Here is a 22,494-nt window from a genome sequence, read left to right as displayed (position 1 = left end):
CCCCGGTGATCAAGGAGTTTGCGGGCTGACACCGCGCTGGTGAGGACACAAACTCCTTGATCACCGACGTCAGGGGGCGAGGCGTGAGAGCCGAACCCGCTCCGAAGTCCTTGAGTCGCTGCTCCGAGCCGCCCCGCGCACCCTCCCCCGCACCGGCTGCCCGAGCCGCCCGAGCTGCCCGAGCCGCCCGAGCCGCCCGAGCCGCCCGAGCCGCCCGAGCCGCCCGCAGATCTTGGTACGAAACGGCCCCTATAAGGGCACTTTCCTACCAAGATCTACGACAGCTCCCGGGATACGGACCACGAATCTCAGGTCACGGGAGACATGGCGCCTGAGACGGGCAGGCGAGGCGGGCACCGGCGGCTGGCGCGCTCCCTCGCCGACGATCTTGCGCTTTCTGCCCGGTCGGATGGGACATTCACGGCATCGACGAGGCCGCAAGTGCAAGATCGCGGAGCGCGGGCGCGGGCGGGGGCGGGAGGCACGGAGGGCGGGGCGGGGGCGGGAGGGGCGGAGGGCGGGGCGGAGGGCGGGTGGGGTGGGTGTGAGGATCGGGGGCATGCGTGCTGTGGTGTTCGAGCGGTTCGGGGTGCGGCCGGAGGTCCGGGAGGTGGACGACCCGGCGCCGGCGCCGGACGGGGTGGTCGTCCGGGTCGGCGCGACCGGGTTGTGCCGCAGCGACTGGCACGGCTGGCAGGGCCACGACCCGGACATCCGCCTGCCGCACGTGCCGGGGCACGAGTTCGCCGGTGTCGTCGTGGCGGCCGGCGCGGACGTACGCGGCTGGCGGCCCGGTGACCGGGTCACCGCGCCGTTCGTCTGCGCGTGCGGGCGGTGCCCCTCGTGCCTGGCGGGCGACCAGCAGGTCTGCGAACGGCAGACCCAGCCGGGCTTCACCGGGTGGGGCTCGTTCGCCGAACTGGTCGCGGTGCGGCACGCCGACGTCAATCTGGTCCGGCTGCCGGACGAGCTGGACGAGGCGGCCGCCGCCGCGCTCGGCTGCCGGTTCGCCACCGCGTTCCGGGCCGTGATCGCGCAGGGCCGGGTGGCGGCCGGCGAATGGGTGGCGGTGCACGGCTGCGGCGGCGTCGGCCTGTCCGCCGTGATGATCGCGGCGGCGAGCGGGGCGCGGGTGGTGGCGGTGGACGTGTCGCCCGGCGCGCTGGAGATGGCCCGCCGCTGCGGCGCCGCGGTCTGTGTGGACGCGAGCGCGCTGGGCGGGCCGGGCGAGGTGGCCGCCGCGATCCGGGACGCCACCGGCGGGGGCGCGCACCTGTCGCTGGACGCGCTGGGCGCTCACGCCACCTGCGTGGCGTCGATCGAGGGTCTGCGCCGGCGGGGCCGGCACGTGCAGGTCGGGCTGCTGCCCGCCGCGCAGGGCCGCCCGGCGCTGCCGATGGACCTGGTGATCGCGTACGAGCTGGAGCTGCTCGGCAGCCACGGCATGCCGGCCCACGCGTACCCGAAGATGCTGCGGCTGGTCACCGCCGGGGTGCTGCGCCCCGCCGAACTGGTCACCCGCACCGTCGACCTGGCCGCCGCGCCGGACGCCCTGGCGACGATGGACCGGCCGGCCGTCGCCGGGATGTGCCTGATCCAGCCCTGAGAACGGGCGCGGGCCGGCCCGGCGCCGGGAGACCCGGCGCGGACCGGCCCGCGAGGCGGCCCGATCAGTCGGTGACGGTCACCGTGACGGTGCGGGGCGGCTGCTGGTACTGCCCGCGGTTGTCCATGCCGCGGATCGTCACCGTGTACGTGCCGGCCGGGATCACCGGCGACGTGTACGCGAAGTTCGACCCCGGCGAGCCCGGGCTGGTGAGGAACGTGGCGATCCACGGCCAGTTGCTCGGCGCGCCCGCCCGGCCGAACGTGCCGGCGGAGTTCATGCCCTGCCCGGCGCTGTTGCCGATCTGCACCTCGACCTTCTGCATCCCGCCGTCGTCCACCGCCCGGCCGGTGATCACGATCCGGCCACCGGTGTACGCCTGTCCCTCGACCGGCGTGATGCTCGGCTCCAGCGTCGGGTCGGTGTCACCGGGGTAGACCAGGTAACGGGCGGTCGCGCCACTTGTCGAGTTGTCCTGCTGGCCGGCGGTGTCCACGGCCCACGCCTCGACGCTGTAGGTGCCCCGGGTGGGCAGGTCGATCGAGAGCGTGAATCCGGTGCTGGTCGCGCCGGGCGAGGCGAGCGTCGCGTCGACTGTGGCGAACGCGGCGGCCATGGTGCCGTTTGGTTGCACGTACCGGCCGGTGTCCAGGTCGCGCAGCGCGATCCGGACCGCCCGTACGCCCTTGTCGTCGGTGGCGGTGCCGGCCAGGTCCAGGTGCAGCCGGTCGATGTCCTGGTTGGTGCCGGTGAAGCTGAGCAGCCCGTTGGGGAAGGCGTCGCCGGGCACCTGAGCGGTGACGGTGAGCCGGCCCATGTTGTTGCTGGACGTGGTCAGGCCGAGCTTGTCGGTCGCCCGTACCCGGAAGTCGTAGACGCCGGGGGTGAGCGGCACCGTGGTGAACGACCAGTCGAACGTCGCCGCGTCGAGGTTGGTCGGGGAGATCCGGTGGTAGCCGGCGACCGAGTCGGCGCCCCAGGTGCCGTCCGTGGCGAGCGCCTCGCGGGTGGTGTTGTTGCGCAGGTAGATCTCGACCGACTTGAGGGCGTCGTCGTCGCTCGCCGTACCGGCGAACGTGATCGTGCCGCCCGGTGCGACGGTGAGCGGCGCCGGGTTGCCCGGCGGGGTCATCGCCACCGGGGAGGTGATCGCCACTGTCGGCGGTACGCCGTTGGCGGAGACGGTCCAGTCGCGGGTGTCGCCGCGCAGGTCGCTCTGCCCGGTCGTGTCGACGGCGGTGGCGGTCATCTTCCACTGCCCCTCGATCGGCAGCGTGACCTCGTACTGCCAGGTGGCGGACGTCGCGCCGATCACGTCCGGCTCGCCGCGGAAGGTGTTGTAGACGGCGGCGACGGTGCCGTCGTCCTGGAGGTACCTGTTGTCCGCCGTGCGGAACGAGTAGATCAGCGAGTTGACGCCCTTGTCGTCGGTGGCGGTGCCGGAGGCCACGAACGTCTGCGTGGCGAGCAGGCCGGCCGACGGTGAGCTGATCCGGGTCGACGGCGGCAGGTCGTCGAAGCGGAACGTCTCGATCTTCTTGACCGCCTTGGTGGTGTCGCCGGCGCCGTTGCGGTCGAACGTCTTGGCCTGCAACTGGTAGACGCCGGCCGGCAGCGTCACCGGCAGGCTCCACGTGGTGGAGGTGGCGTTCGGCGCGGCCACCGTCGTGTTGATCGCCTTGAACTCGCCCCAGGTGGTCAGGTCGGCCTGGAGGTACCTGCCGCTGTTGCGGTCCTGGATCTCCAGCTGGACCCGGGCCACGCCGGCCGGGGCGAGCGCCTGGCCGCTGATGGTGAACTCCTCGCCGGCCGGCTTCACCGCGCCCTCGATCGGCGTGGTGACTGTGGTGTCCAGCGGCGCGGGCGCGGGCTGCTGGGAGAGGTCGAAGAAGGCCACCCGGCCGGTGGTCTTGCTGCCCTTGACGTTGCCGTCACCACCGACGAGCAGACCGCGCGAGGTGGCGAGCATCGCCTTCTCGCCCTCGTACGAGTTGGAGCCGGGGTTCCACTCCAGCGCGGTGCCGGTGAGCGGGTCCAGCGCGCCGAGGTGGTCGCGGCGGACCACCTGGTCGCCGAGGCCGTAGCCGCTGAGCCCCTGGCCGGTGCCGTAGCCGACGTTGTCCAGGCCGGGCCAGGGCACGTTCGACGTGGGCGACTCCTGCCAGCTGAAGTGCCCGCCGACGTAGACGGCGGTGTCGGTGATCGCCACCGAGTAGATGCTGTCGAAGTGCCGGGAGATCCAGAGTGGCTCGACGTTGTCGTTTCCGGTCAGCGGGTACGCGATGGCGGTGTCGTTGATCGGCGGGCGGTCGCCGCCGGAGCCGCTGGTGACCACGAAGTACGAGTCGTCGGGCGCGATGTCGCCGGCGAAGACGCGCTGGATGCCGCCGACGAAGGAGAGGTTGTCCTCCCACAGCCGGGTACGCCACGGCAGCAGCGCCTTGCTCGCCGTACCGATCAGGGCCACGCCGTAGCGGTCCTGGCCGGCGATCTGGCGGCCGGTGTGCACGACCAGCAGCTTGCTGCGGTCGTGGGTGAGCTTGAGCTGCTGCACGGTGAGCATGCCGCCGACGCCGATGCCGCCGGTGAGCGGCAGGTTGAAGCCGGTGTCGACGGCGCCGGTGGTGGGGTTGAGCGCGGCCAGGCCGCTGCGGCTGACCCCGTTGACGGTGGCGAACTGGCCGCCGACGTAGACGGCGTTGGCGCTCACGGCGAGCGCGGTGGCCCGCGCGTTCGCGGTGGCGGTGAACGCGGCGACCGGCGCGCCGGTGGCCGGGTTCAGCCGGGCGATCTTGCGCTTGGTGACGCCGTTGATCGTGTTGAACGAGCCGGCGATGTAGAGCGACGAGCCGTCCGGCGACGCCTCCACCGCGGCGACCGCGCCGTCGATCGTCGGCTTGAAGGCGGTGTCCACCTTGCCGGTGTCCAGGTTGTACGACGCCAGGGACTTCTGTGCGATCGCGGTCCCGCCGACGTTCGAGATCGAGGTGAACGTGCCGGCGACGAAGACCCGGTTGCCGATCACCTCGATGTCGGTGATCTCGCCGTTGGTGATCCGCGGCGTGTCGGTGCGGGGCGTGGTCGGCATCAGCCGGGTGTCCCCGGGGGTGACCAGCGCCCGGGTGGCTGTGGTGCGCGCGGCGCCGAGCGCGGCGCTGCTCCCGGTCGCCTGGGCGCCGGTCCGGCCGGCCACGCCGGCGTCCCGCACGACGACGGTGCCGGCGAGCGCCGGTACGCCCACCACCACGACCGCGCCGGCGGCGAGCACCGCCACCGCGCGACTCCAAACTCGCATCGAGACAACTCTCCCTGTCCGCCGGGACGGCCCCCCTCGGGTGATTCCCGGGTCCCTCCGTCCGCGTGCCGGACGCCACCGTAGGAGGCAAAGACATCTCGCGATACGTGCCGCACCGGTAATCGACCGGTCGCCATCAATTCCGGCCACACCGGCAGCCCCGCTCCTCCGATCGGGTCACCCGCGCCGCCGTCCGGCCGCCGCGGCGGTCAGTCGCCCCGCACCCGGGGGTCACGGTGGTCGGTCAGCCGCAGGCCGACACCGCGTACCGCCGCGATGGTGACGCCGGTGCCCAGCTCGTCGAGCTTGCGTCGCAACCGCTTCACCAGGGACTGCACGTCGGCCCGGCCGTGCGTCGGCGCGTCGCGCCAGACCGCCCGGTGCAGTTCGGCGTAGCTCCACACCCGTACCGGCTCGGTGGTCAGGCAGGTCAGCAGGTCGCGCTCCAGCCGGGTCAGGGGGATCGCGCGGTCGCCCCACCGGGCGGTGGAACGGGCCGCGTCGATCACCAGGGCGCCGTCCGGCGCGGGCTTCTGCTCGGGTACGGGCGGACCCGGCGCGTCGGCCGGGGCCGGCGTGTCCGCCGTGATCAACTCGCGCAGCTCGTCCAGATCGGCGACCATCAACAGGGGCGCGACGCCGTCGAGCAGCTCGGTCAGCCGCAGCCGCTCGGCCGGGGACGACGTCACTCCGATGACGAGCGAGAAGGGCCGCTCCGGCGGCTCGGTGCCGGAGTTCGCCGCGTTCGTGCCGTCAGTCGTCACCGCGCCCCACCGTGACAAAAACTGTCAACAAGCCATCCGATCCGGGGGCCTGTTGGTGACATGTTGCTCACGTACGGTCATTGATCGTTCCCTCATGTCGATCATAGTGTCCATTCAGGTGACCGGCGCAGACCCGCACGGACGCCTAGGGGGCCTGGGGGGTTCTTGTAATACCGGTGCGACCAGTCGGGAGAGCACATCTCCTGGCCCTTCTGCCATGGCTCGATCATCCGCGGGTCATCGGAGTAGGAGGCAGCACCGATGCTGAGACGTCCACACAGATGGGGCCCGGCCCGGCGGCTGGTGAGCGCAGGCGCCGCCCTGGTGCTCGCCGCGACCGCGCTGGCCGCCACCGGCACGGGAGCGCAGGCCGGCACGGGCGCCGGCGCGTCGGCCGACGACAAGATCCGCCCCGAACTCACCCGGCAGCTGCAGGGCAAGAGCGAGGGCGACTTCTGGATCCACTTCTCGGGCAAGGCTGACCTGGGCAAGGCCGCCGCGACCAAGGACTGGAACGAGCGCGGCGCCGCCGTCGCGGCGGCGCTGAAGAAGACCGCCGCGGAGAGCCAGGCCAAGATCCGCGCCGAGCTGGACCGCTCGGGCACGAAGTACCAGAGCTTCTGGGCCACCAACGCCATCAAGGTCACCGACGGCTCGCTGACCATGGCGCAGAACTTCGCCGCCCACTCCGAGGTGGACGGGCTGTACGCGCCGGTCGAGTACAAGCTCCCCGAGACCACCCCGGGCACCGACGAGAAGTCGGCGAACGCGCTGGAGTGGGGCATCGCGAACATCAACGCCGACGACGTCTGGTCCCAGTACGGCGTCAAGGGCGCCGGCATCACGGTGGCCAGCATCGACAGCGGTGTGCAGTTCAACCACCCGGCGCTGGTGAACTCGTACCGGGGCAACAACGGCGACGGCACCTTCGACCACAACTACAACTGGTTCGACGCCGCCGACGAGTGCGCCACCGCGCCGTGCGACTCCGACGGCCACGGCACGCACACCATGGGCACCATGGCCGGCGCCGACGGGGCCAACCAGATCGGTGTCGCCCCCGAGGTCAAGTGGATCGCCGCGAACGGGTGCTGCCCGACCGACGCCGCGCTGATCTCCTCCGGCCAGTGGATGCTGGAGCCCACCGACCTCAACGGGCAGAACCCGGACGCCAGCAAGCGGCCGAACATCATCAACAACTCGTGGGGCACCACGGCACCGTCCAACCAGCCGTTCATGGAGGACGTCACCAACGCCTGGACCGCCTCCGGCATCTTCGGCGTCTGGTCCAACGGCAACAACGGCCCGTCCTGCCAGACCAGCGGCTCACCGGGCAGCCTGGCCAGCAACTACTCGACCGGCGCGTACGACGTCAACAACAACATCGCCAGCTTCTCGTCCCGGGGCACCGGGCAGAACGGCGAGATCAAGCCGAACATCTCGGCGCCCGGCGTCAACGTCCGCTCCAGCGTGCCGACCAACTCGTACGCCAGCATCAGCGGCACCTCGATGGCGGCGCCGCACCTGGCCGGCGCGATCGCGCTGCTCTGGTCGGCGGCGCCCACCCTGGTCGGCGACATCACGGCGACCCGCGCGCTGCTGAACGACACGGCGATCGACAAGGCCGACGCCCAGTGCGGCGGCACCACCGACGACAACAACGTCTACGGCGAGGGCCGGCTGGACGCGCTCGCGCTGCTCGCCGCCGCCCCGATCGGCGACAACGGCACGCTGGCCGGCAAGGTCACCGACGCCGCCACCGGCGCGGGGATCGCCGGCGCCACCGTCACCCTGTCCGGCGCGGCGGACCGTACGCTGACCACCGGCGCCGACGGCACGTACTCCTCGCTCCTGCCGGCCGGCGACTACCAGGTCGCCGTCTCGTCCTTCGGGTACGCGACCCGCACGCTGTCCGCGACCGTCACCGCGAACACGACCACCACGGTGGACGTCGCGCTCACCGCGGTGCCGAGCGTGACGGTCAGCGGGCAGGTCACCGACGGGTCCGGGCACGGCTGGCCGCTGTACGCGAAGGTGAGCGTCGAGGGCACGCCGATCTCCGACTACACCACGCCCACGACCGGCCGCTACAGCCTGTCGCTGCCGTCCGGGGCGACCTACCGGCTCACTGTCGAGCCGCAGTACGCCGGCTACCTGACCACCACCAAGGAGGTCACCGTCGGCTCGGGCAACGCCGTCGTCAACATCGCCGTGCAGGCGAACCCGGAGGCGTGCGCCACCGCCCCCGGCTACACCGTCAGCTCCGACGGCGAGTACGAGACGTTCGACGGCACGGGCGTGCCGGACGGCTGGACCGTGGTGGACAACGCCGGCACCGGCCAGGTCTGGGAGTTCACCGACGCCGGTGAGCGCGGCAACCTGACCGGCGGCAGCGGCAACTTCGCCGTCATCGACAGCGACAACTACGGCAGCGGCGGGCGGCAGGACACGTCGCTGGTCAGCCCGGTCGTCGACCTGACCGGCGTGACCGCGCCGGTGATCCGGTTCAACCAGGACTACAACTGGCTCAACAGCGACCGCGCGGACGTCGACCTGAGCCTCGACGGCGGCACCACCTGGAGCAACGTGCTGCGGCAGGCGGCCGACGTACGCGGCCCGCGGGTGACCGAGGTGCCGATCCCGCAGGCGGCCGGCCAGTCGCAGGTGCGGGTGCGCTTCCACTACTACGAGGCCAGCTGGGAGTGGTGGTGGGAGGTCGACAACGTCCTCATCGGCAGCAAGCTCGTCTGCAAGCCGGTGAACGGCGGCCTGGTCCTCGGCCACGTCCGTGACAAGAACGACAACGGCTACGTCAACGGCGCCACGGTGACCAGCAAGGACCGCCCGGCGGAGAAGGCCACCACGGTGGCCACGCCGGACGACACCGAACTGCCCGACGGCTTCTACTGGATGTTCTCGTCGCTGACCGGGACGCACCCGTTCACCGCCAGCGCCGGCAACTACGTGAGCCAGACCAAGCAGGTCACGGTCGAGGAGGACTGGGCCACCGCGGCCAACTTCCAGCTCGCCGCCGGCCGGCTGTCGGTGAAGCCGACCTCGATCACCGGCACGGCCCGGATGCCGAGCGGCAAGGTCAGCAAGACCTTCACCGTGACCAACACCGGCGGGGCGCCGGTCACCGCCGAGTTCAGCGAGCGCGACGGCGGGTTCGTGCTGCAACGGGCCGACGGTTCCCAGTTGTCCCAGCAGGCGCTGCTCGGCTCGACCGGCGCGCCGGTCCAGCGGCTGACCGCCGCGACGTCGTTCGCCGCCCGCTCGTCCGGCAAGTCGTCCACCGCGATCGCGGCGGCGGCCCCGCAGGCGGACCCGTGGACCGCCATCCCGGGCTACCCGTCGAACGTGATGGACAACCGGGTCGTCACCGTCGACGGCAAGGTCTACTCCATCGCTGGTGGCGACGGCACCGCGTCGAGCGCCAAGAACTACCGGTACGACCCGATCGCCCAGACGTGGACCGGGATCGCCGACCTGCCCGGCGCGCGTAACGCCATGACGGTCGGGGTGATCGACGGGAAGATCGTCGCCACCGGTGGCTGGGGCGCCGCCGGACCGGACGTCGCCACCTTCTCGTACGACCCGGCGGCGAACACCTGGACCCGCAAGGCCGACAACCCGGCGCCGCGCTCGGCGGCGGGCCAGGCGGTCGCGGGTGGCAAGTTGTACGCGATCGGCGGCTGCACCACTGCCAGCTGCACGCCGATGTCCAACTCGGTGGTCCGCTACGACCCCGGCGCGGACACCTGGGAGACGCTGCCCGCGTACCCGAAGTCGGTGGCGTTCCTGTCCTGCGGCGGGATCGACGGCACCGTCTACTGCACCGGCGGCAACGACGGCACCACGTCGCAGAAAGTCGGGTACGCCTTCGACCCGGCCGCGAACGCCTGGACCGCCATCCCGGACGCGCCGGCCGACAGCTGGGCCTCCTCGTACGCGGTGGCGAACGGCAAGCTCCTGGTCGTCGGCGGGTCGCAGGGCGGCGCCATCACCAACGCCGGCTTCGCCTTCGACCCGGCGACCAACTCGTGGGCGAACCTGCCCAACGCCAACACCGCCCGCTACCGGGGTGGCGCGGCCTGCGGGTTCTACAAGGTCGGCGGCTCGTCGGGCAGCTTCACGGCCACCAAGGACAGCGAGGTCCTGCCCGGCTTCTCCGAGTGCTCGGAGGCCGCTGCCGACGTGAGCTGGCTGACCGTCGACAAGTCGAAGGTCACGCTGGCGCCCGGCGAGAAGGTCACTGTGACTGTCGTGATGACCGCGAACGTCGACCAGCCGGGCACGTACTCCGCGTCGGTGGCGATCAAGGAGGACACCCCGTACACCGTGGAGCCGGTGGCGGTGACCATGATCGCGCAGCCGCCGACCACCTGGGGCAAGCTGTCCGGCACGGTCTCCGGCAAGAGCTGCCAGGGCGCCACGGCGCCGCTGGCGGGCGTGACCGTGCAGGTCGACTCCTGGGCGAACTCCTACACCTTCACCACCGACGCCGAGGGCCGGTACGCCTACTGGATGGACCGGCGCAACAACCCGCTCACGTTGATCGTCGCGAAGGACGGCTGGAAGCCCCAGACGCGCCAGACGAAGATCAACAGCAGCACGCCCACGGTAGAGGACTTCACCCTCTCCCCCACCCGCTGCTGACCTCAGCACCTGACAAGGGCGGCCCGCCCGGTGCTCCGCACCGGGCGGGCCGCCCCACGCCCCCGCGATCTTGCACTTACCGCCCCGACAAGGCACACAAAAGCCCCACCCGAGGGGCCGCAAGTGCAAGATCAGCGGCGCGAGGCAGGGCGGGGCGAGGGGCGGTGGGGAGGGTGGGTCAGGGTGGGGTCAGGCGGAAGCCGACGCCTCGGACGGCGTGGATGGTGGCGGGGACGTTGAGGCGGGCCAGCTTGCGCCGGATGCGGCGTACCACCGAGTGCATGTCCGAGCCCCGGCCCATGTGGTCGTTGCCCCAGACCTCGCGGTGCAGCCGGGCGTACGTCCACACCTGACCGGGCGTGCCGGCCAGGCAGACCAGCAGGTCGTGCTCCAGCGGCGTCAACCCGACCTCCCGCTCCCGCCAGCGCAGCACCCGCCGGTCGGAGTCGACACCCAGCTCCAGCCCGGACGACGGGCCAAGCGACGGGCCGGACGACGGGGCGGGCGGCTCGTCGGCGGGCTGCGGCCGGGGCGCCTGCGGGCCGGCCGGACGGCGGACCAGGTCGAGGAAGCGGCGGGCCTGGTGGACGCTGGAGACGATCAGGAACGCCTCGGTGCCGCCGAGCAGCTGGGCGAGCTGCCGGCGCTCGGCCGACGAGGACGCGACGCCGATGACCAAGGACGGCATCCCTGTCATCCGTTCCCACCTTTCCGGCAGGTTGAACCGCAACGCGGGGCGGTCGCCAGGCACGACGAGGCGGGGCACCTGGCTTGCGGAGTTCGACCCGAGGGGTGCGGGAGCTGCGGTTTCGTGAGGCTTCGGGGTGAACTACCGGGATCATATAGCCGAGCACCGATGATTGGTATAGCAGTTAACGTCGATGTAACTGCATGCGACAACGTGACCGGGGCATGTCGCGCAGGGTCGGGTTTCGGCACGCGCGTACCGATGAGAGCCGGGACGTACGCCGGTCCAATGCGTGTGATCACGCACATGCTCTCCCTGGCCGGCGGGACGCCGACCCGCGCGGACATCGCCGCCCGCTGCGCCGAACTGGCCGAGGCGCTGCGCGGCCGCGACCGGGGGGTGGTGGTCTGCGACGTGTCCGCTGTGGCCGCGCCGGACCTGGTAACGGTCGAGGTGCTGGCGCGGCTGCGCCTGACCGCGCGGCGGTTCGGCTGGGGGCTGGAGGTACGCGGCGCGGGCGACGACCTACGCGAGCTCGCGGGTCTGCTCGGGCTGGCCGGCGCCCTCCTCCAGCCGGGCGGGCAGCCCGAACAGCGGGAACAGGCGGTCGACGTCGAGGAAGTTGTTGAGCGACGTGATCCGGCCGCCGGAGACGCCGATCACGATCAGCGCCCACGGCACGTGCCCTGAGCCGTCGGGGTCACGCCGGTAGTGCCCGAACGCGGGCATCCCGTTGGCGGCGGTCGGCACCAGCCGGGAGCCGCGGCAGCCGCTGCCGGTGCCGGCCATCCAGGCCGCGATGTGCTCGGGGCCGCGCAGCCACAGCGGCAGCGGCGGCATCGACAGCGTCGCGTCCTCGTGCAGCAGCGCGGTGAGCGCCGTCAGGTCGTACGCCTCGAACGCGCGCACGTAGCGGGCGAGCAGCGCCTGCTGCTCGGAATCGAGCGGACGGCTCGCGTCCGCCTCGGTGTCGGCCGAGGCGATCGTGGCCCGCGCCCGTTGCAGCGCGCTGTTGACGCTCGCCACCGACGTGTCGAGCAGGTCGGCGACCTCCTGGGCCGACCAGGCGAGCACCTCGCGCAGGATGAGCACGGCCCGCTGCCTGGGCGGCAGGTGCTGCAACGCCGCGACGAACGCCAGCCGCACCGACTCGCGGCCGGCCACCACCTCGGCCGGGTCACCGGCCTCGGGCAGCACCCGGTCGTCGGGCACCGGGCCGAGCCAGATCTGCTCCGGGCGCGGCTCGCCGGGATGGGTCGCGGTGCCGACGCCCGCCGGGCCGAGGTCCATCGGCCGGATCCGGCGCTGCGCGCTGGTGGCCATGGTGAGGCAGACGTTCGTGGCGATCCGGTAGAGCCAGGTCCGCAGCGCGGAACGCCCTTCGAACTTGTCGAAGTTGCGCCAGGCCCGGACGAAGGTGTCCTGCACCGCGTCCTCGGCTTCGAAGGCCGAACCCAGCATCCGGTAGCAGTAGCCGGTCAGCTCCGACCGGTACGCCTCTAGTTGTGCCTCGACGGGAACGCTCGCCACCTCGCTCACCCGGCTGAAACTAGCCCACATGCTGCATGAACGCGAGTACCCCGGGCGCGCGGCGATGAGTACGCCCCGTTCGCCCGGTCCACCGGTGGTCAGGTCAGCACATCCGAGGAGCACCGATGACCACCACGCAGCGCGACGAGACCCACGCCCCCGGGCGGTACGCCGACGTCAACGGCGTACGCCTCTACCACGAGACGCACGGCAGCGGACGGCCGATGATCCTGCTGCACGGCGGGCTCTGCTCCGGCGAGATGTTCGCGCCGATCCTGCCCGCGCTGACCGCGAAGCACCAGGTGATCCTGGTGGACCTCCAGGGCCACGGCCGCACCGCCGACGTGGACCGGCCGCTCGACATGGCGCTGATGGCCGACGACGTCGCCGCGCTGATCGACCACCTCGGGCTGGACCGGCCGGACATGGTCGGCTTCTCCCTCGGCGGCGGCGTCGCCCTGCACGTCGGGTTCCGGTACCCGGAGAAGGTCGGCCGGCTGGTCGCCGCGTCCGCGCACATCCGCCGCGACGCCGTCTACCCGGAGCTGCTGGCGCAGCAGGGCCAGGTCGACGCCGCGGCCGCCGAGTACATGAAGGACACCCCGATGTACGAGCTGTACCAGCGGGTCGCGCCGCGTCCGGAGGACTTCCCCCGACTGCTCGACAAGATCGGCGAGGCGATGCGCAAGGACTTCGACCTCAGCGACCACGTGCGTGCCCTGCGGGTGCCGACGCTCGTGGTCGCCGCCGACGCCGACATGGCCCCGCCGAGCCACTTCGTGGAGGTGTTCGAGCTGCTCGACGGCGGCCGGCGCGACGGCGGCTGGACCGGCGAGGGCCGCCCGGCGGGCGGGCACGCGCTGGCGATCCTGCCCGGCCTGACCCACTACGACATCGACCAGTCGCCGCTGTTCGCCGCAGTCACCCTGGACTTCCTCGACCGGGACCGCTGACCCGCGCGTGTGCCGCCTTCCGTACCGGGGTACCGCTGAGTCAGGAACACCGGTGAGGAGGGCGAGATGACCGACCCCAGGTACGCACCGATCGGGCTGGCCACCGCCGGGCAGCTGGTCCCCGACGACGGACAGACCGGCGGCGGTGAGGTCGTCGGCGCCGACGACGCGGCGGCGGACGCCGCCCGGGCCGGCGCCGACGTGGACCTGTCCGGGGCCGACCGGGACAGCGATGGCACCCCGGTGGGCGCCGCCGATGCCGAGGCCGACCGCCGGCGCGCCGCCGGCGAGTGACGCGCTCCGCCCCGCCACCGTCGTACGGATGGCGGGGCGGAGCCGTCCTCAGCCGTCGACCGGCAGCTCCACGTCGGGCAGGGGCCCGAGCGCCCGGATCGCGGTGACCGCGGCGTACCCGTCGGCCAGCCAGGCGATGTCGGTGCCGGGGACCGCGCGGACCGCGTTCTCCTCCACCGCCGTACGCACGAACCCCTCACCGCGCTCGGCGACCGACACCTGCACCTGGCCGAACGGCGCCAGCGTCGCCTGGCGCAGCCCGGCCACCTGATCGGCCGGCAGGTCGGGCACGTTGAGGTTGAGCACGGTGCCCGGGTCCGCCCCGGCCAGCCAGGGCAGCAGCCTCCCGGCCAACTCGGCGGCCGTCGACCAGTGCCGGGACTCGTCGTCCACGGTGTCCAGCACCGCGATCGCCGCGCCACCGCTGCCGGCGCTCGCCGCCGCCGGGGTGAGCACGTCGAGCGACACGGCGAGCGCGCGGATGCCGTTGTTGCCGGCGGTCAGCGCCGCGCCGACGGTGCCGGAGTGCAGGACCGCGTGGCCCGCGTTCGCGCCCCGGTTGATGCCGGACAGCAGCAGGTCCGGTACCGGCCCGAACACCCCGAGCCCGGCCAGGATCGCGATGTACGCCGGTGAGGCGGCCACCGCGTACGCGGGCACGCCGGGCAGCCCGTCCAGCTCGGTCTCACCGAACACCAGCCGTCCGTCGTCGGTCACGGCGGACAGCGCCGCGCTCATCCCGCTCGCCTCGTGCCGCGGCGCGGCGACCACCACGTCCAGCCCGCGCTCGTACGCGGCCCGGGCCAGCGCGCGGATGCCGGGCGCGTGCACGCCGTCGTCGTTTGTGACCAGCACCCGGGGCGGCCGGTCAGCCGTCATCGTCGCCACCGTCCAGCGGGGTCAGCCGGACCCGGCCGGCGAGTTCCCGTACCGCCTCGGCGCGGCCGGTGCCAAGCCCGTGCCGGGTCACGTTGAGCGCGCCCGCGGCGGCGCCGACGTGCAGCGCCTCCCGCATGTCCCCGCCCCGGGCCAGCACCGCCGCCACCCCTGCGGTCATCGAGTCACCGGCGCCCCGGTGGTCGGCCAACTCCAACGGCGGGGCGTGCACCAGCATCGCCTCGCCGTCCTCCGGCAGCGCGAGCGCGGGTTCCCCGGCGCGGCTGATCAGCACCGTCCGCGCGCCCCGCTCCTGGCACCGGCGACCGGCGTCGCGCAGCGCCTCCACGCTGTCGTCCTTGGCCAGGCCGTCGTCGAGCAGTTCCTCGTGGCTGACCTTCAGCACGCTCACCCCGCCGTCGAGCACCGCCTCCAGGTACGGCCCGGACAGGTCGGCCACCACCGTCCCGCCGTTGGCGCTCAGGTCGGCGGCGAGCCGGCGGTAGATGTCCGGGTCCACCACCTGCGGGTCGGCTGGTCCGCTGAGCACGCTCACCGGCGCGCGCAACCCCTCGGTGAGCGTCACCGTGTACAGCTCGTCGATGTCGTGACGCACCATCGGCACGCCCGGATGCTCGGCGATCTCGGTCCGCTCGCCGTCACGCCGGTCGTGCACGTACCAGCCGGTGCCGGACTCGCGGCGCACCATCCGTACCGTGACGTCCTCGTCGTCGAGCAGCTTGCGGACCGCGTCGCCGACCTCGCCGCCGAGGCCCACGCATATGGTCACCGGCACGCCGAGCGCGGCGATCATCCGGCTCTGCCACACCCCCTGACCGCCCGGGTGCAGATGCAGCTCGGTCGCCTCGCCCTGCTGCTCGATCGTCACCGTCAACAGCGGGGCCGGGGCGAACACCATCACCTTCTGGTCCATCCGCCAGTGTTGCCCGCTGACCGGCCCCGGTAATCCCCCAGGTCAGCGCGGACGCGCGGCGGCGCGGCGACGCCGCAGGTACGGCAGCGCGAACAGGTAGAGGCCGCTGACCAGGAGCAGGGCGAGCGGGAGCAGCGGCACGTAGGAGACCCACACGATCGGGTCCTTCTGCGCCAGCGCGACGAAGGTGATCACGACGGTCACGGTGAAGGCGATGGAGAGCCAGCGGTGCAGCTGGCGGATGCGGAGGTCCATGGGTCGGTGCCCTTTCCCCGGTGGCCGCCCCGGTGGGCGGCCCGTACCGCAGACGCTAGGTCCGCCCATCCGCGCGAGGCTTCTCGATTCCTGACCGGTCCGCGCCGCCGCTCGGCGGCCCAGGCGCGGGCATCGGTCGGGTTGCCCGGCGCGCCTACCCTGCCGTCAACAGCGGCCGAGCCACGGGGGGCAGGCATGCAGATCATCGAACACAGCGTCGTCGGTACCCGGTCCGCCGTTCTCCGCCTGCGCCGTCCCGGCAGCCAGTTGCAGTTCCTGGTGTTCCCGATGCTGCACGTGGCGAGCCCGCGGTTCTACGCGGCTGTGACGAAGCGCCTGCGCGAGTGCGACCTGCTCGTTGTCGAGGGCGTCAGCGGCCGGTCGGTGGTCGGCTCGGCGTTGACACTCACCTACCGGGCCATGCCGGCCAACCGGCGCTCCGGCCTGGTGACAGACCCCATCCCGTACGCGTCCCTCGGCGTCGAGGTGATCAACCCGGACGTGACGGCGGCGGAGTTCGGCCAGGGCTGGCGGACCATGCCGCTGCGGTACCGCCTCCAGATCTGGGCGCTGATCCCGGTCGTGATCGTGATCCAGTTCTTCGGCGGCACCCGGTGGCTGCTCTCGCCCGAGGTCGAGGTGAGCGACCTGCCGTCCCCCGCCGACGAACGGCACGCCGACGACGAGGTCACCGAGCACTTCGACCGCACGCTCGGCGGTGAACGCGACGAGCGGCTGCTCGCCGCGTTGTCCGAGCTGATCCGTACCCGGTCGGCGGAACGCATCGACGTGGCGGTCGTGTACGGCGCCGGGCACGTGCCGGCGATCGTGCGCGGACTCCTGGAGCTGCACGGATACCGCCCGCGCTCCGCCGAATGGCTCACCGTCCTGGAGCGGTGAGCACGACGCTCAATCGGCGGTCAGGACCTGAGCGGACAGCTCACTCTCGTCCCGCCGTGCCCGCGGACCAGTCGTCCACCCGCATCCGCGACGGCGGCCTCGCCGTCTCAGAGCGCCGCACGAACCCGGCGACGGCGAGCGCGCTCATCGTGGTGGCCGCGGCAGCGGCGAGCACCAGGAGGGTGGTCTCCACCTGCACCGTACGCATGTACTCGCCGCCGTTCGCGGCCGCGGACGCGTAGCGCACGGCCGCGAGCGGGTTGAGCAGCACCGCGGCGATGCCGGCGGTCCAGGCCGCCCTCGGTAGCCGCTCGCCGCCGGGACGGACGGTCCGCCGGGCGGCCCAGCAGCCGAGGGCCGCGAACGTGACGAGCAGCGTGACCGGCAGCAGCCAGAGCATGGCGGGCAGCAGGTCACGGAGGGGCACCACGGCGTCGAGCAACTCCACCAGGAAGCCGGAGCCGTCGTGGGTCACCAGGCCGATCCGGTGGCTGTACGCCGCGAGCGCAACCAGCGTGCAGCCGATGTGGACGGTGATCAGGGCGACGAGGGCGGACAGCGCGGCGCGGCGGGCGGACACCGGGCCGAGGTTACCGGCTGCGCGCTCCGGCGGTGGGCCGCCAGCTCGCCCGCGCCGGGAGCGTCAGACGCCCAAGGCGAGATCGGCGACCTCGGCGGCGCAGCCCCAGGACAACGTCATCCCGGCGCCGCCGTGCCCGTACGCGTGCACCAGCCGCCCGTCCGCCGGGTCCACCTCGACCCGGGGGCCGCCGTGCCGGGCCGGCCGCAGCCCGATCCGCTCCCCCAGCACCGGCGCGTCCGCGAGCTTCGGCACCAGCGCCACGCACCGGCGCCGGATCGCCGCCGCCTCCTCGGGGTCAGGGCGGGTGTGCCCCACCCCCGCCTCGTAGGTGCCGCCGAGCACCACGTCGTGGCGGCGCGGATGCACGTACGTGATGCCGGCCGGGTCGTCCTCGTCGCGTACCGAGACGGTCAGGCCGGGGTTCGCCACCAGCACGACGTGCCCGCGCGCCGGGTACACGGCCGGGTCGGCGGCGAGCCGGCCGGCGGCCAGGCCGGTCGCGTTGACCACGACCGGCGCGACCTCGTACGCCTCGGCGAGCGTGCCCAGCGCACGGCGGACGACCCGGCCGCCGCCCGCCTCCAGGCGATCCCGCAGCCAGGCGAGATAAGGGGTCATCTCCACCGACGGGGCGGTGAACCGCAGCAGCGCGGTGTACGGCGGCTCCGCCGGCTCGGCCACCAGGTCGCCGCAGGCGTCGGCCCACCAGGGCGGCCCGGCGTAGCGGTGGCGCAACCACATCCGGGTGGGCCGGTCGACCACCCCCGGCACGCCGTCGGCCGCCTGGCGGCGCAGCTCGGCGTGGGTGTCCCGGGCCCAGCGCAGCACCCTCGGGTCCTCCTCGGTGTGGCTCGGGTACCAAACCGCGGCGGCCACCGTGGACACCGTGTCGGCTGGCTCGTGGGCGGTCAGCACGGTGACCCGGGCGCCCCGCCGCTGGAGGGTGAGCGCCGTGGTCATCCCCACGACGCCACCGCCGACCACCACCACGTCCGCCTCGGTCATGTTCAGCTCCCGTCACCCGTACCGACGTGTTCCTGCCGATGGTGGCCGCCGGGGCGCGCGGTGTCCAAGACGGATCGGGCCGCGCACGGGGCGAATCGCTTTGTCCGTCTCGGTTACGCTCGGGGCGTTTGGCCTTGGGGAGGGCTCATGAGTGCGGATCCTTCGATGAGCGGCGACTTCACCCGCATGCTCGACGCGACGATGGCGGCGCTTCGGACGGTGGGTCCACCGCCGGCCGACGAGGCGGAGACGCCAGTGGTCGGCGAGGCCGCCGACGGGCAGGTACGCGCCGAGATGGGGCGCGACGGCAAGCTCCACGCGCTGCACGTCGAGCCGCGGCTGATGCGGCTCGGCTCCGAGGAGCTGACCGCGCACGTCGTGACCGCTGTCAACGCGGCGATCGACGGGTTGCGGGCCGGTCCGGCCCCGCAGGTGGCGGACATGTCGCAGTTGCGGGAGCAGTTGCAGGAGGTACGCGACACCGCCGTACCCCGGCTCGGGTCGTTCCTCGACGCGCTGACCGAGGCGCAGGAGCGGATGGCACGCGGCGGGCAGCGATGAGCGGCGGCGGCTTCGAGGTGCACCCGCCGCTGATCCGGGCCGCCGGGCGCGGCGTCAGCGACCTGGCCAAGCGGTTCAACGGCGAGCTGGAGGCGTTCGAGGCGCGGATGCGGGGCTACGGCGAACCGTGGGGCGCCGACGACATCGGGTCGTTGATCGGCATCGCCTACACCGAGGTGGCGAACTACATCTTCGACTGCGTCGGCATGGCGGCCGAGGAGTTCACCTCGGCGGGCGCCGACATCGCCGGGATGGCCGACGCGTACGAGCGGGTCGACGAGGACGGCGCGGGCACGATGCGCTCGCTGGCCGGCGGGCTGGGGTGAGTCATGGGACTGCAACTACCCGGTGAGCTGATCACCGCGCTCGGCTGGATCGGCTACACCTGGCCGCAGGCCGACGAGGAGAAGCTCTTCGAGATGGGCCAGGCGTGGCTCGAGTTCGGTGGCCGGATCGGTGCGGCGGCCGGTGCGGCGGACGCGGCGGCCGCGCAGGTCTGGACGCAGAACGTCGGCCCGGCGATCGCGGCGTTCCAGAAGTGGTGGGGCGGCGAGCAGAACGGCCCGCTCGTGCTGCACGACAGCATGCCCGCGGCCATGCTGCTCGGCGCCGGGCTGATCATCTGCGCGGCGATCGTGCTGGCGCTGAAGATCGCGGTGATCGTGCAGCTGGCCATCCTGGCGTTCCAGGTCGCCCAGGCGATCGCCACCGCCGTGGTCACGTTCGGCGCCTCGCTGGCCGAGATCCCGATCTTCCAGATCATCACCCGGGAGATCGTCGGCGCGCTCATCGACCAGGTCATCGGAAGACTGCTCGATGCCTAGCCCGAGGCGCGGTCGCGGCGCCGCCGCGAAACCGGCGGCCGGCAAAATCGTCCGCAAGGCGGTCGAGAAGCTGGAGAAGCCGATCGTCCGGGTCACCGGGCCCAACCGGAGCCTGCCCACGAAGGTGATCCGGGTCGAACGCCGAAACTTCCACGCCACCGCCCAGTTCCGGCGCAAGATGGCCGCGCTGAAGAAACTCAGCGACGAGGGCAAGCTCTACAAGGCCACCAACCCGGTGGCCCGCGACAAGAGCATCACCGACGGGTACAAGGAGCGGATCCGGCAGAAGATCTGGGACAAGTACTGGCCGCACGACAAGGATCTCGCCAACCGGCTCAGTCAACGGCTCAGCGACTACCATCCCGACCACGTGTGGGAACTGCAGCTCGGCGGGCCGGACACCGTCGACAACCTCAAACTGCTGCATGGTAGAACGAACACGGACATCGGCTCCCAGATCTGGGGGCAGATCCAGAATCTGCCGGACGGAACCCCGATCCGAATAGAGGTAGTGGATTGACTTCCGATCTCGCGCAGCTTCTCGACGAACTCCGCGCCGACCTGGCCGCGGACGAGCCGGCCAGTCTCGCGTACGCGCAGATCGGCGACCCCGCCGACGACGGTGACGTGCCGGCGGAGCTGCCGGCCGGCCTGCGCGAGTTCCTGCTCGCCGCCGACGGCCTGCGGGCCGGCGCGTTCGAGCTGGCCTCGACCGCCCGGCTGGCCGGGGTCCAGTACTTCCTCGACTACGCGCCCGACTTCTCCCCCGTCGGCCAGGACAAGACCGGCTGGCTCGTGGTCGGCACACGCAGCGACGAGCCGATCTTCCTGGAGCGCGCCACCGGCGCGGTGTGGCACTTCCCGCCCACCGGCACCGAGTGGTTCATGGGCGACGCGTTCGAGGAGCTGGCGCCCGACCTGGACTCGTTCGTGCACTACTACGTGCTCGGCCCCGGCTACGCCGAGCTGGTCACCGACGACGACGGGTGGTACGCGTTCCTGGACCGGCAGGGCCTGCTCGACGAGACGGACGAGGACGAGACGCAGCCGTGACCGTCACCCGCGAACAGCTCACCGCGCTCTGGGGTGAGCGGGGCGTCATCTACTTCCCCGACCAGCGTTTCGACGCGATCCTCGGGCCGCTCGGGCCGGCGGTCTTCCCGCCCGACGGCGCGCTGCCGGTCGAGGTGCCGATCCTGTTCACTGTGGACGTCTCGGTGCCCGAAGTCGAGCTGTTCTCCACGCTGTCGATCGAGCTGGGCGACCAGGGCCCCCGCCCGTACATCGTGCTGGGCGCCTCGCCGGAGGACCCGGCGCTGCTGTTCTGCCTGGACGCGGGCACCGGCGCGGTGATCCTGCTGGACCTGGAGACGCCGAACCTGGAGACGGTGAACAGCACGTTCGCCGCATTCGTGGAGTTCCTCTACCGGCTCGGGCAACTCATCGCCACCGACCCGGGCGGCCGGGAACGCGCGGCCCGGGCGGCGGCGATCCGCGACGACCTGCGCCCGGTCGACCCGGTCGCGTTCGCCGAGCCGGAGTCGTGGTGGAACATGGCCTTCGACGAGCTGGAGTCGACCGCCTGAGGCCGCCGCGCCGCCCCGTGATCGTCAGTTGCCGGCCGGCACCTGGTCCTTGACGTCGTCGTAGCCGACCGCGCCCGGCGCCGGTGCCGGGGTGTAGATCACCCGGATCACGCCGGTCGGGTACGTCTCGGTCCCGGCCACCCGCAGGTGGTACGGCGCGTCGCCCTCGTCGAACAGCCGCCGGCCCTTGCGGGCGGCGACCGGGTGCACCAGCAGCCGCAGCTCGTCCACCAGGCCCGCGGCGAGCAGTTGCTGCACCACCGAGATCGACCCGGGGATGAGGATGCCCTTGATGCCGGCGTCGGCCTTGAGCGCGCGCACGGCGTCGGTCAGGTCACCCTGGATCAGCTCGGAGTTGCGCCAGGAGAACTCCAGCGGCTGGCGCGAGACGACCACCTTGCGCATGTCGCCGAGCTGCTTGGCGAACGGCGCGTCCGCACCGCCGGCGGCCTCCCGGTCCGGCCAGGCGCCGGCGAAGCTGTCGTACGTCTCCCTGCCGATCAGCAGCACGTCGGAGGTGTCGTAGTCCTCTGTGACGGCGCGGCCCATGTTGTCGTCGAAGTACGGGAAGTGCCAGTCGGGGTCGATCTCGGCGACACCGTCGGCCGAGATGAACAGCGTGGAGATGACAGTGGCCATCGCGGTGCTCCCTACCTGTCTGTCTGGGGATGTCGACGGGTGGACCGCCGACGCTTCGCGAACTCATCGCACCCGCTGTCGATTCTGCTGCCGAAACCCGATGGCCGGTCGCGGCGCGCCGCCGGTACGGTGCCACGACCGTCGCAGAAGGGGGTACGCGATGACGGAGACGACGACGCTGTGGCGCCCGACCGGGCCCCGGGAGCTCGACCTCGTCCGCGCCTCCGGCTGGCGGGCCTGGCCACCGCGCCTGCCGGACCAGCCGATCTTCTATCCGGTGCTCAACGAGGAGTACGCCGTCATGATCGCCCGGGACTGGAACGTGCCGGCGTCCGGCGTCGGCTACGTGACCCGTTTCCACGTCGACCGGGCCTTCGCCGCCCGCTACCCGATCCGGCAGGTCGGTGGCCGGGACATCCTGGAGCTGTGGGTGCCGGCCGAGGAGCTGGACGAGTTCAACAGGCACATCGTCGGGCCGATCGAGGTGGTCCACGAGTTCCGGCCGGACGGGACGGGCCGGCCGACCGCCGGCCCGTGATCCC

The 22,494-nt window shown here is 72.5% G+C and carries 22 protein-coding genes and 1 pseudogene; 13 read left to right on the top strand and 10 right to left on the bottom strand.

Annotation, left to right across the window (positions count from 1 at the left end):
* The first annotated feature begins 559 nt into the window (after window positions 1–559).
* Window positions 560–1,606, top strand: coding sequence for a zinc-dependent alcohol dehydrogenase family protein (locus AMK25_RS07640; RefSeq protein WP_073827423.1), 1,047 nt, complete (start codon window positions 560–562; stop codon window positions 1,604–1,606).
* Between the two features lie 64 nt (window positions 1,607–1,670).
* Here the strand turns inward: AMK25_RS07640 and AMK25_RS07635 are convergent, their stop codons facing one another.
* Window positions 1,671–4,901, bottom strand: a complete 3,231-nt coding sequence (locus AMK25_RS07635; RefSeq protein WP_073827422.1) for an Ig-like domain-containing protein — start codon at window positions 4,899–4,901, stop codon at window positions 1,671–1,673.
* A 209-nt stretch (window positions 4,902–5,110) separates the two neighbouring features.
* Window positions 5,111–5,665, bottom strand: coding sequence for a winged helix-turn-helix domain-containing protein (locus AMK25_RS07630; RefSeq protein ID WP_073827421.1), 555 nt, complete (start codon window positions 5,663–5,665; stop codon window positions 5,111–5,113).
* Between the two features lie 261 nt (window positions 5,666–5,926).
* On the opposite strand from AMK25_RS07630, the gene AMK25_RS07625 reads away from it, so the two are divergent.
* Window positions 5,927–10,324: a S8 family serine peptidase gene (locus AMK25_RS07625; RefSeq protein WP_073827420.1), complete on the top strand. Its 4,398-nt coding sequence runs from the start codon at window positions 5,927–5,929 to the stop codon at window positions 10,322–10,324.
* A gap of 178 nt (window positions 10,325–10,502) precedes the next feature.
* Here the strand turns inward: AMK25_RS07625 and AMK25_RS07620 are convergent, their stop codons facing one another.
* Entirely contained in the window at window positions 10,503–11,021 is a 519-nt protein-coding gene (locus tag AMK25_RS07620) for a winged helix-turn-helix domain-containing protein (protein WP_073827419.1), read from the bottom strand.
* A 159-nt stretch (window positions 11,022–11,180) separates the two neighbouring features.
* Between AMK25_RS07620 and AMK25_RS33210 the strand changes: the two are divergent.
* Window positions 11,181–11,507: pseudogene (locus tag AMK25_RS33210) on the top strand (hypothetical protein); the annotation flags it as partial.
* A gap of 30 nt (window positions 11,508–11,537) precedes the next feature.
* On the opposite strand, the gene AMK25_RS07610 reads toward AMK25_RS33210, so the two are convergent.
* Entirely contained in the window at window positions 11,538–12,572 is a 1,035-nt protein-coding gene (locus tag AMK25_RS07610) for a sigma-70 family RNA polymerase sigma factor (RefSeq protein WP_073827417.1), read from the bottom strand.
* A gap of 95 nt (window positions 12,573–12,667) precedes the next feature.
* Here AMK25_RS07610 and AMK25_RS07605 point away from each other — a divergent pair, with 95 nt between their 5' ends.
* Entirely contained in the window at window positions 12,668–13,495 is an 828-nt protein-coding gene (locus AMK25_RS07605) for an alpha/beta fold hydrolase (protein WP_073827416.1), read from the top strand.
* A 66-nt stretch (window positions 13,496–13,561) separates the two neighbouring features.
* Entirely contained in the window at window positions 13,562–13,789 is a 228-nt protein-coding gene (locus tag AMK25_RS07600; RefSeq protein WP_043330397.1) for a hypothetical protein, read from the top strand.
* Window positions 13,790–13,837: 48 nt separating this feature from the next.
* Here the strand turns inward: AMK25_RS07600 and surE are convergent, their stop codons facing one another.
* The 3 genes from surE to AMK25_RS07585 are packed head-to-tail and all read right to left on the bottom strand — an operon-like array spanning window position 13,838 to window position 15,854.
* On the bottom strand, window positions 13,838–14,668 hold the full coding sequence (gene surE, locus AMK25_RS07595; protein ID WP_073827779.1) for a 5'/3'-nucleotidase SurE: 831 nt from the start codon (window positions 14,666–14,668) through the stop codon (window positions 13,838–13,840).
* A complete protein-coding gene (locus AMK25_RS07590; protein WP_241826277.1) occupies window positions 14,658–15,599 on the bottom strand; it encodes a 1-phosphofructokinase family hexose kinase in 942 nt (313 codons plus the stop codon). Before AMK25_RS07590 ends, surE begins: the two co-directional genes overlap by 11 nt.
* 42 nt (window positions 15,600–15,641) lie before the next feature.
* Window positions 15,642–15,854 (bottom strand): hypothetical protein, encoded by a 213-nt coding sequence (locus AMK25_RS07585; RefSeq protein WP_073827415.1) that lies wholly within the window; start codon window positions 15,852–15,854, stop codon window positions 15,642–15,644.
* A gap of 195 nt (window positions 15,855–16,049) precedes the next feature.
* On the opposite strand from AMK25_RS07585, the gene AMK25_RS07580 reads away from it, so the two are divergent.
* Window positions 16,050–16,754 (top strand): hypothetical protein, encoded by a 705-nt coding sequence (locus AMK25_RS07580; RefSeq protein ID WP_073827414.1) that lies wholly within the window; start codon window positions 16,050–16,052, stop codon window positions 16,752–16,754.
* A 40-nt stretch (window positions 16,755–16,794) separates the two neighbouring features.
* Here the strand turns inward: AMK25_RS07580 and AMK25_RS07575 are convergent, their stop codons facing one another.
* Both AMK25_RS07575 and AMK25_RS07570 read right to left on the bottom strand, forming a co-directional pair.
* On the bottom strand, window positions 16,795–17,334 hold the full coding sequence (locus AMK25_RS07575) for a hypothetical protein (RefSeq protein ID WP_073827413.1): 540 nt from the start codon (window positions 17,332–17,334) through the stop codon (window positions 16,795–16,797).
* Between the two features lie 63 nt (window positions 17,335–17,397).
* Entirely contained in the window at window positions 17,398–18,342 is a 945-nt protein-coding gene (locus tag AMK25_RS07570; RefSeq protein ID WP_073827412.1) for an FAD-dependent oxidoreductase, read from the bottom strand.
* Between the two features lie 147 nt (window positions 18,343–18,489).
* Here AMK25_RS07570 and AMK25_RS07565 point away from each other — a divergent pair, with 147 nt between their 5' ends.
* Genes AMK25_RS07565 through AMK25_RS07540 form a run of 6 tightly spaced genes read left to right on the top strand, consistent with a single transcriptional unit; the run spans window position 18,490 to window position 21,313 of the window.
* Complete coding sequence (locus AMK25_RS07565) at window positions 18,490–18,903, top strand: YbaB/EbfC family nucleoid-associated protein (protein ID WP_073827411.1); 414 nt, start codon at window positions 18,490–18,492, stop codon at window positions 18,901–18,903.
* Window positions 18,900–19,229, top strand: a complete 330-nt coding sequence (locus AMK25_RS07560) for a hypothetical protein (RefSeq protein WP_073827410.1) — start codon at window positions 18,900–18,902, stop codon at window positions 19,227–19,229. Before AMK25_RS07565 ends, AMK25_RS07560 begins: the two co-directional genes overlap by 4 nt.
* Before the next feature lie 3 nt (window positions 19,230–19,232).
* Entirely contained in the window at window positions 19,233–19,727 is a 495-nt protein-coding gene (locus tag AMK25_RS07555) for a WXG100-like domain-containing protein (protein WP_073827409.1), read from the top strand.
* Window positions 19,720–20,247 carry an endonuclease gene (locus tag AMK25_RS07550; RefSeq protein WP_073827408.1) on the top strand — a complete coding sequence of 176 codons (528 nt, stop codon included), beginning with the start codon at window positions 19,720–19,722 and terminating at the stop codon, window positions 20,245–20,247. Before AMK25_RS07555 ends, AMK25_RS07550 begins: the two co-directional genes overlap by 8 nt.
* Window positions 20,244–20,780 (top strand): hypothetical protein, encoded by a 537-nt coding sequence (locus AMK25_RS07545; protein WP_073827407.1) that lies wholly within the window; start codon window positions 20,244–20,246, stop codon window positions 20,778–20,780. The genes AMK25_RS07550 and AMK25_RS07545 overlap by 4 nt, the downstream gene beginning before the upstream one ends.
* Complete coding sequence (locus AMK25_RS07540; RefSeq protein ID WP_073827406.1) at window positions 20,777–21,313, top strand: SUKH-4 family immunity protein; 537 nt, start codon at window positions 20,777–20,779, stop codon at window positions 21,311–21,313. Before AMK25_RS07545 ends, AMK25_RS07540 begins: the two co-directional genes overlap by 4 nt.
* A 24-nt stretch (window positions 21,314–21,337) precedes the next feature.
* On the opposite strand, the gene AMK25_RS07535 is transcribed toward AMK25_RS07540, so the two are convergent.
* Window positions 21,338–21,952: a dihydrofolate reductase family protein gene (locus AMK25_RS07535; RefSeq protein ID WP_073827405.1), complete on the bottom strand. Its 615-nt coding sequence runs from the start codon at window positions 21,950–21,952 to the stop codon at window positions 21,338–21,340.
* 160 nt (window positions 21,953–22,112) lie between these two features.
* Between AMK25_RS07535 and AMK25_RS07530 the strand changes: the two genes are divergently transcribed.
* A complete protein-coding gene (locus AMK25_RS07530; protein ID WP_073827404.1) occupies window positions 22,113–22,490 on the top strand; it encodes an ADP-ribosylation/crystallin J1 in 378 nt (125 codons plus the stop codon).
* Window positions 22,491–22,494 lie beyond the last annotated feature (4 nt).

Source organism: Micromonospora sp. TSRI0369 (assembly GCF_001905625.1).
Taxonomy (GTDB): Bacteria; Actinomycetota; Actinomycetes; order Mycobacteriales; family Micromonosporaceae; genus Micromonospora; species Micromonospora echinospora_A.
The sequence above is the reverse complement of the archived record's forward strand: the minus strand, read 5'-3'. Positions and strand labels throughout refer to the sequence as shown.

Excerpts from the sequence above, each read along its gene's own strand:
- AMK25_RS07550 (WP_073827408.1), top strand. The coding sequence starts at position 19,720 with ATGCCTAGCCCGAGGCGCGGTCGCGGCGCCGCCGCGAAACCGGCGGCC.
- AMK25_RS07590 (WP_241826277.1), bottom strand. The coding sequence starts at position 15,599 with ATGGACCAGAAGGTGATGGTGTTCGCCCCGGCCCCGCTGTTGACGGTG.
- AMK25_RS07620 (WP_073827419.1), bottom strand. The coding sequence starts at position 11,021 with ATGACAGGGATGCCGTCCTTGGTCATCGGCGTCGCGTCCTCGTCGGCC.
- AMK25_RS07610 (WP_073827417.1), bottom strand. The coding sequence starts at position 12,572 with ATGTGGGCTAGTTTCAGCCGGGTGAGCGAGGTGGCGAGCGTTCCCGTC.
- AMK25_RS07560 (WP_073827410.1), top strand. The coding sequence starts at position 18,900 with ATGAGCGGCGGCGGCTTCGAGGTGCACCCGCCGCTGATCCGGGCCGCC.
- surE (WP_073827779.1), bottom strand. The coding sequence starts at position 14,668 with ATGACGGCTGACCGGCCGCCCCGGGTGCTGGTCACAAACGACGACGGC.
- AMK25_RS07535 (WP_073827405.1), bottom strand. The coding sequence starts at position 21,952 with ATGGCCACTGTCATCTCCACGCTGTTCATCTCGGCCGACGGTGTCGCC.
- AMK25_RS07570 (WP_073827412.1), bottom strand. The coding sequence starts at position 18,342 with ATGACCGAGGCGGACGTGGTGGTGGTCGGCGGTGGCGTCGTGGGGATG.
- AMK25_RS07635 (WP_073827422.1), bottom strand. The coding sequence starts at position 4,901 with ATGCGAGTTTGGAGTCGCGCGGTGGCGGTGCTCGCCGCCGGCGCGGTC.
- AMK25_RS07640 (WP_073827423.1), top strand. The coding sequence starts at position 560 with ATGCGTGCTGTGGTGTTCGAGCGGTTCGGGGTGCGGCCGGAGGTCCGG.
- AMK25_RS07625 (WP_073827420.1), top strand. The coding sequence starts at position 5,927 with ATGCTGAGACGTCCACACAGATGGGGCCCGGCCCGGCGGCTGGTGAGC.
- AMK25_RS07580 (WP_073827414.1), top strand. The coding sequence starts at position 16,050 with ATGCAGATCATCGAACACAGCGTCGTCGGTACCCGGTCCGCCGTTCTC.
- AMK25_RS07605 (WP_073827416.1), top strand. The coding sequence starts at position 12,668 with ATGACCACCACGCAGCGCGACGAGACCCACGCCCCCGGGCGGTACGCC.
- AMK25_RS07555 (WP_073827409.1), top strand. The coding sequence starts at position 19,233 with ATGGGACTGCAACTACCCGGTGAGCTGATCACCGCGCTCGGCTGGATC.
- AMK25_RS07585 (WP_073827415.1), bottom strand. The coding sequence starts at position 15,854 with ATGGACCTCCGCATCCGCCAGCTGCACCGCTGGCTCTCCATCGCCTTC.
- AMK25_RS07530 (WP_073827404.1), top strand. The coding sequence starts at position 22,113 with ATGACGGAGACGACGACGCTGTGGCGCCCGACCGGGCCCCGGGAGCTC.
- AMK25_RS07600 (WP_043330397.1), top strand. The coding sequence starts at position 13,562 with ATGACCGACCCCAGGTACGCACCGATCGGGCTGGCCACCGCCGGGCAG.
- AMK25_RS07565 (WP_073827411.1), top strand. The coding sequence starts at position 18,490 with ATGAGTGCGGATCCTTCGATGAGCGGCGACTTCACCCGCATGCTCGAC.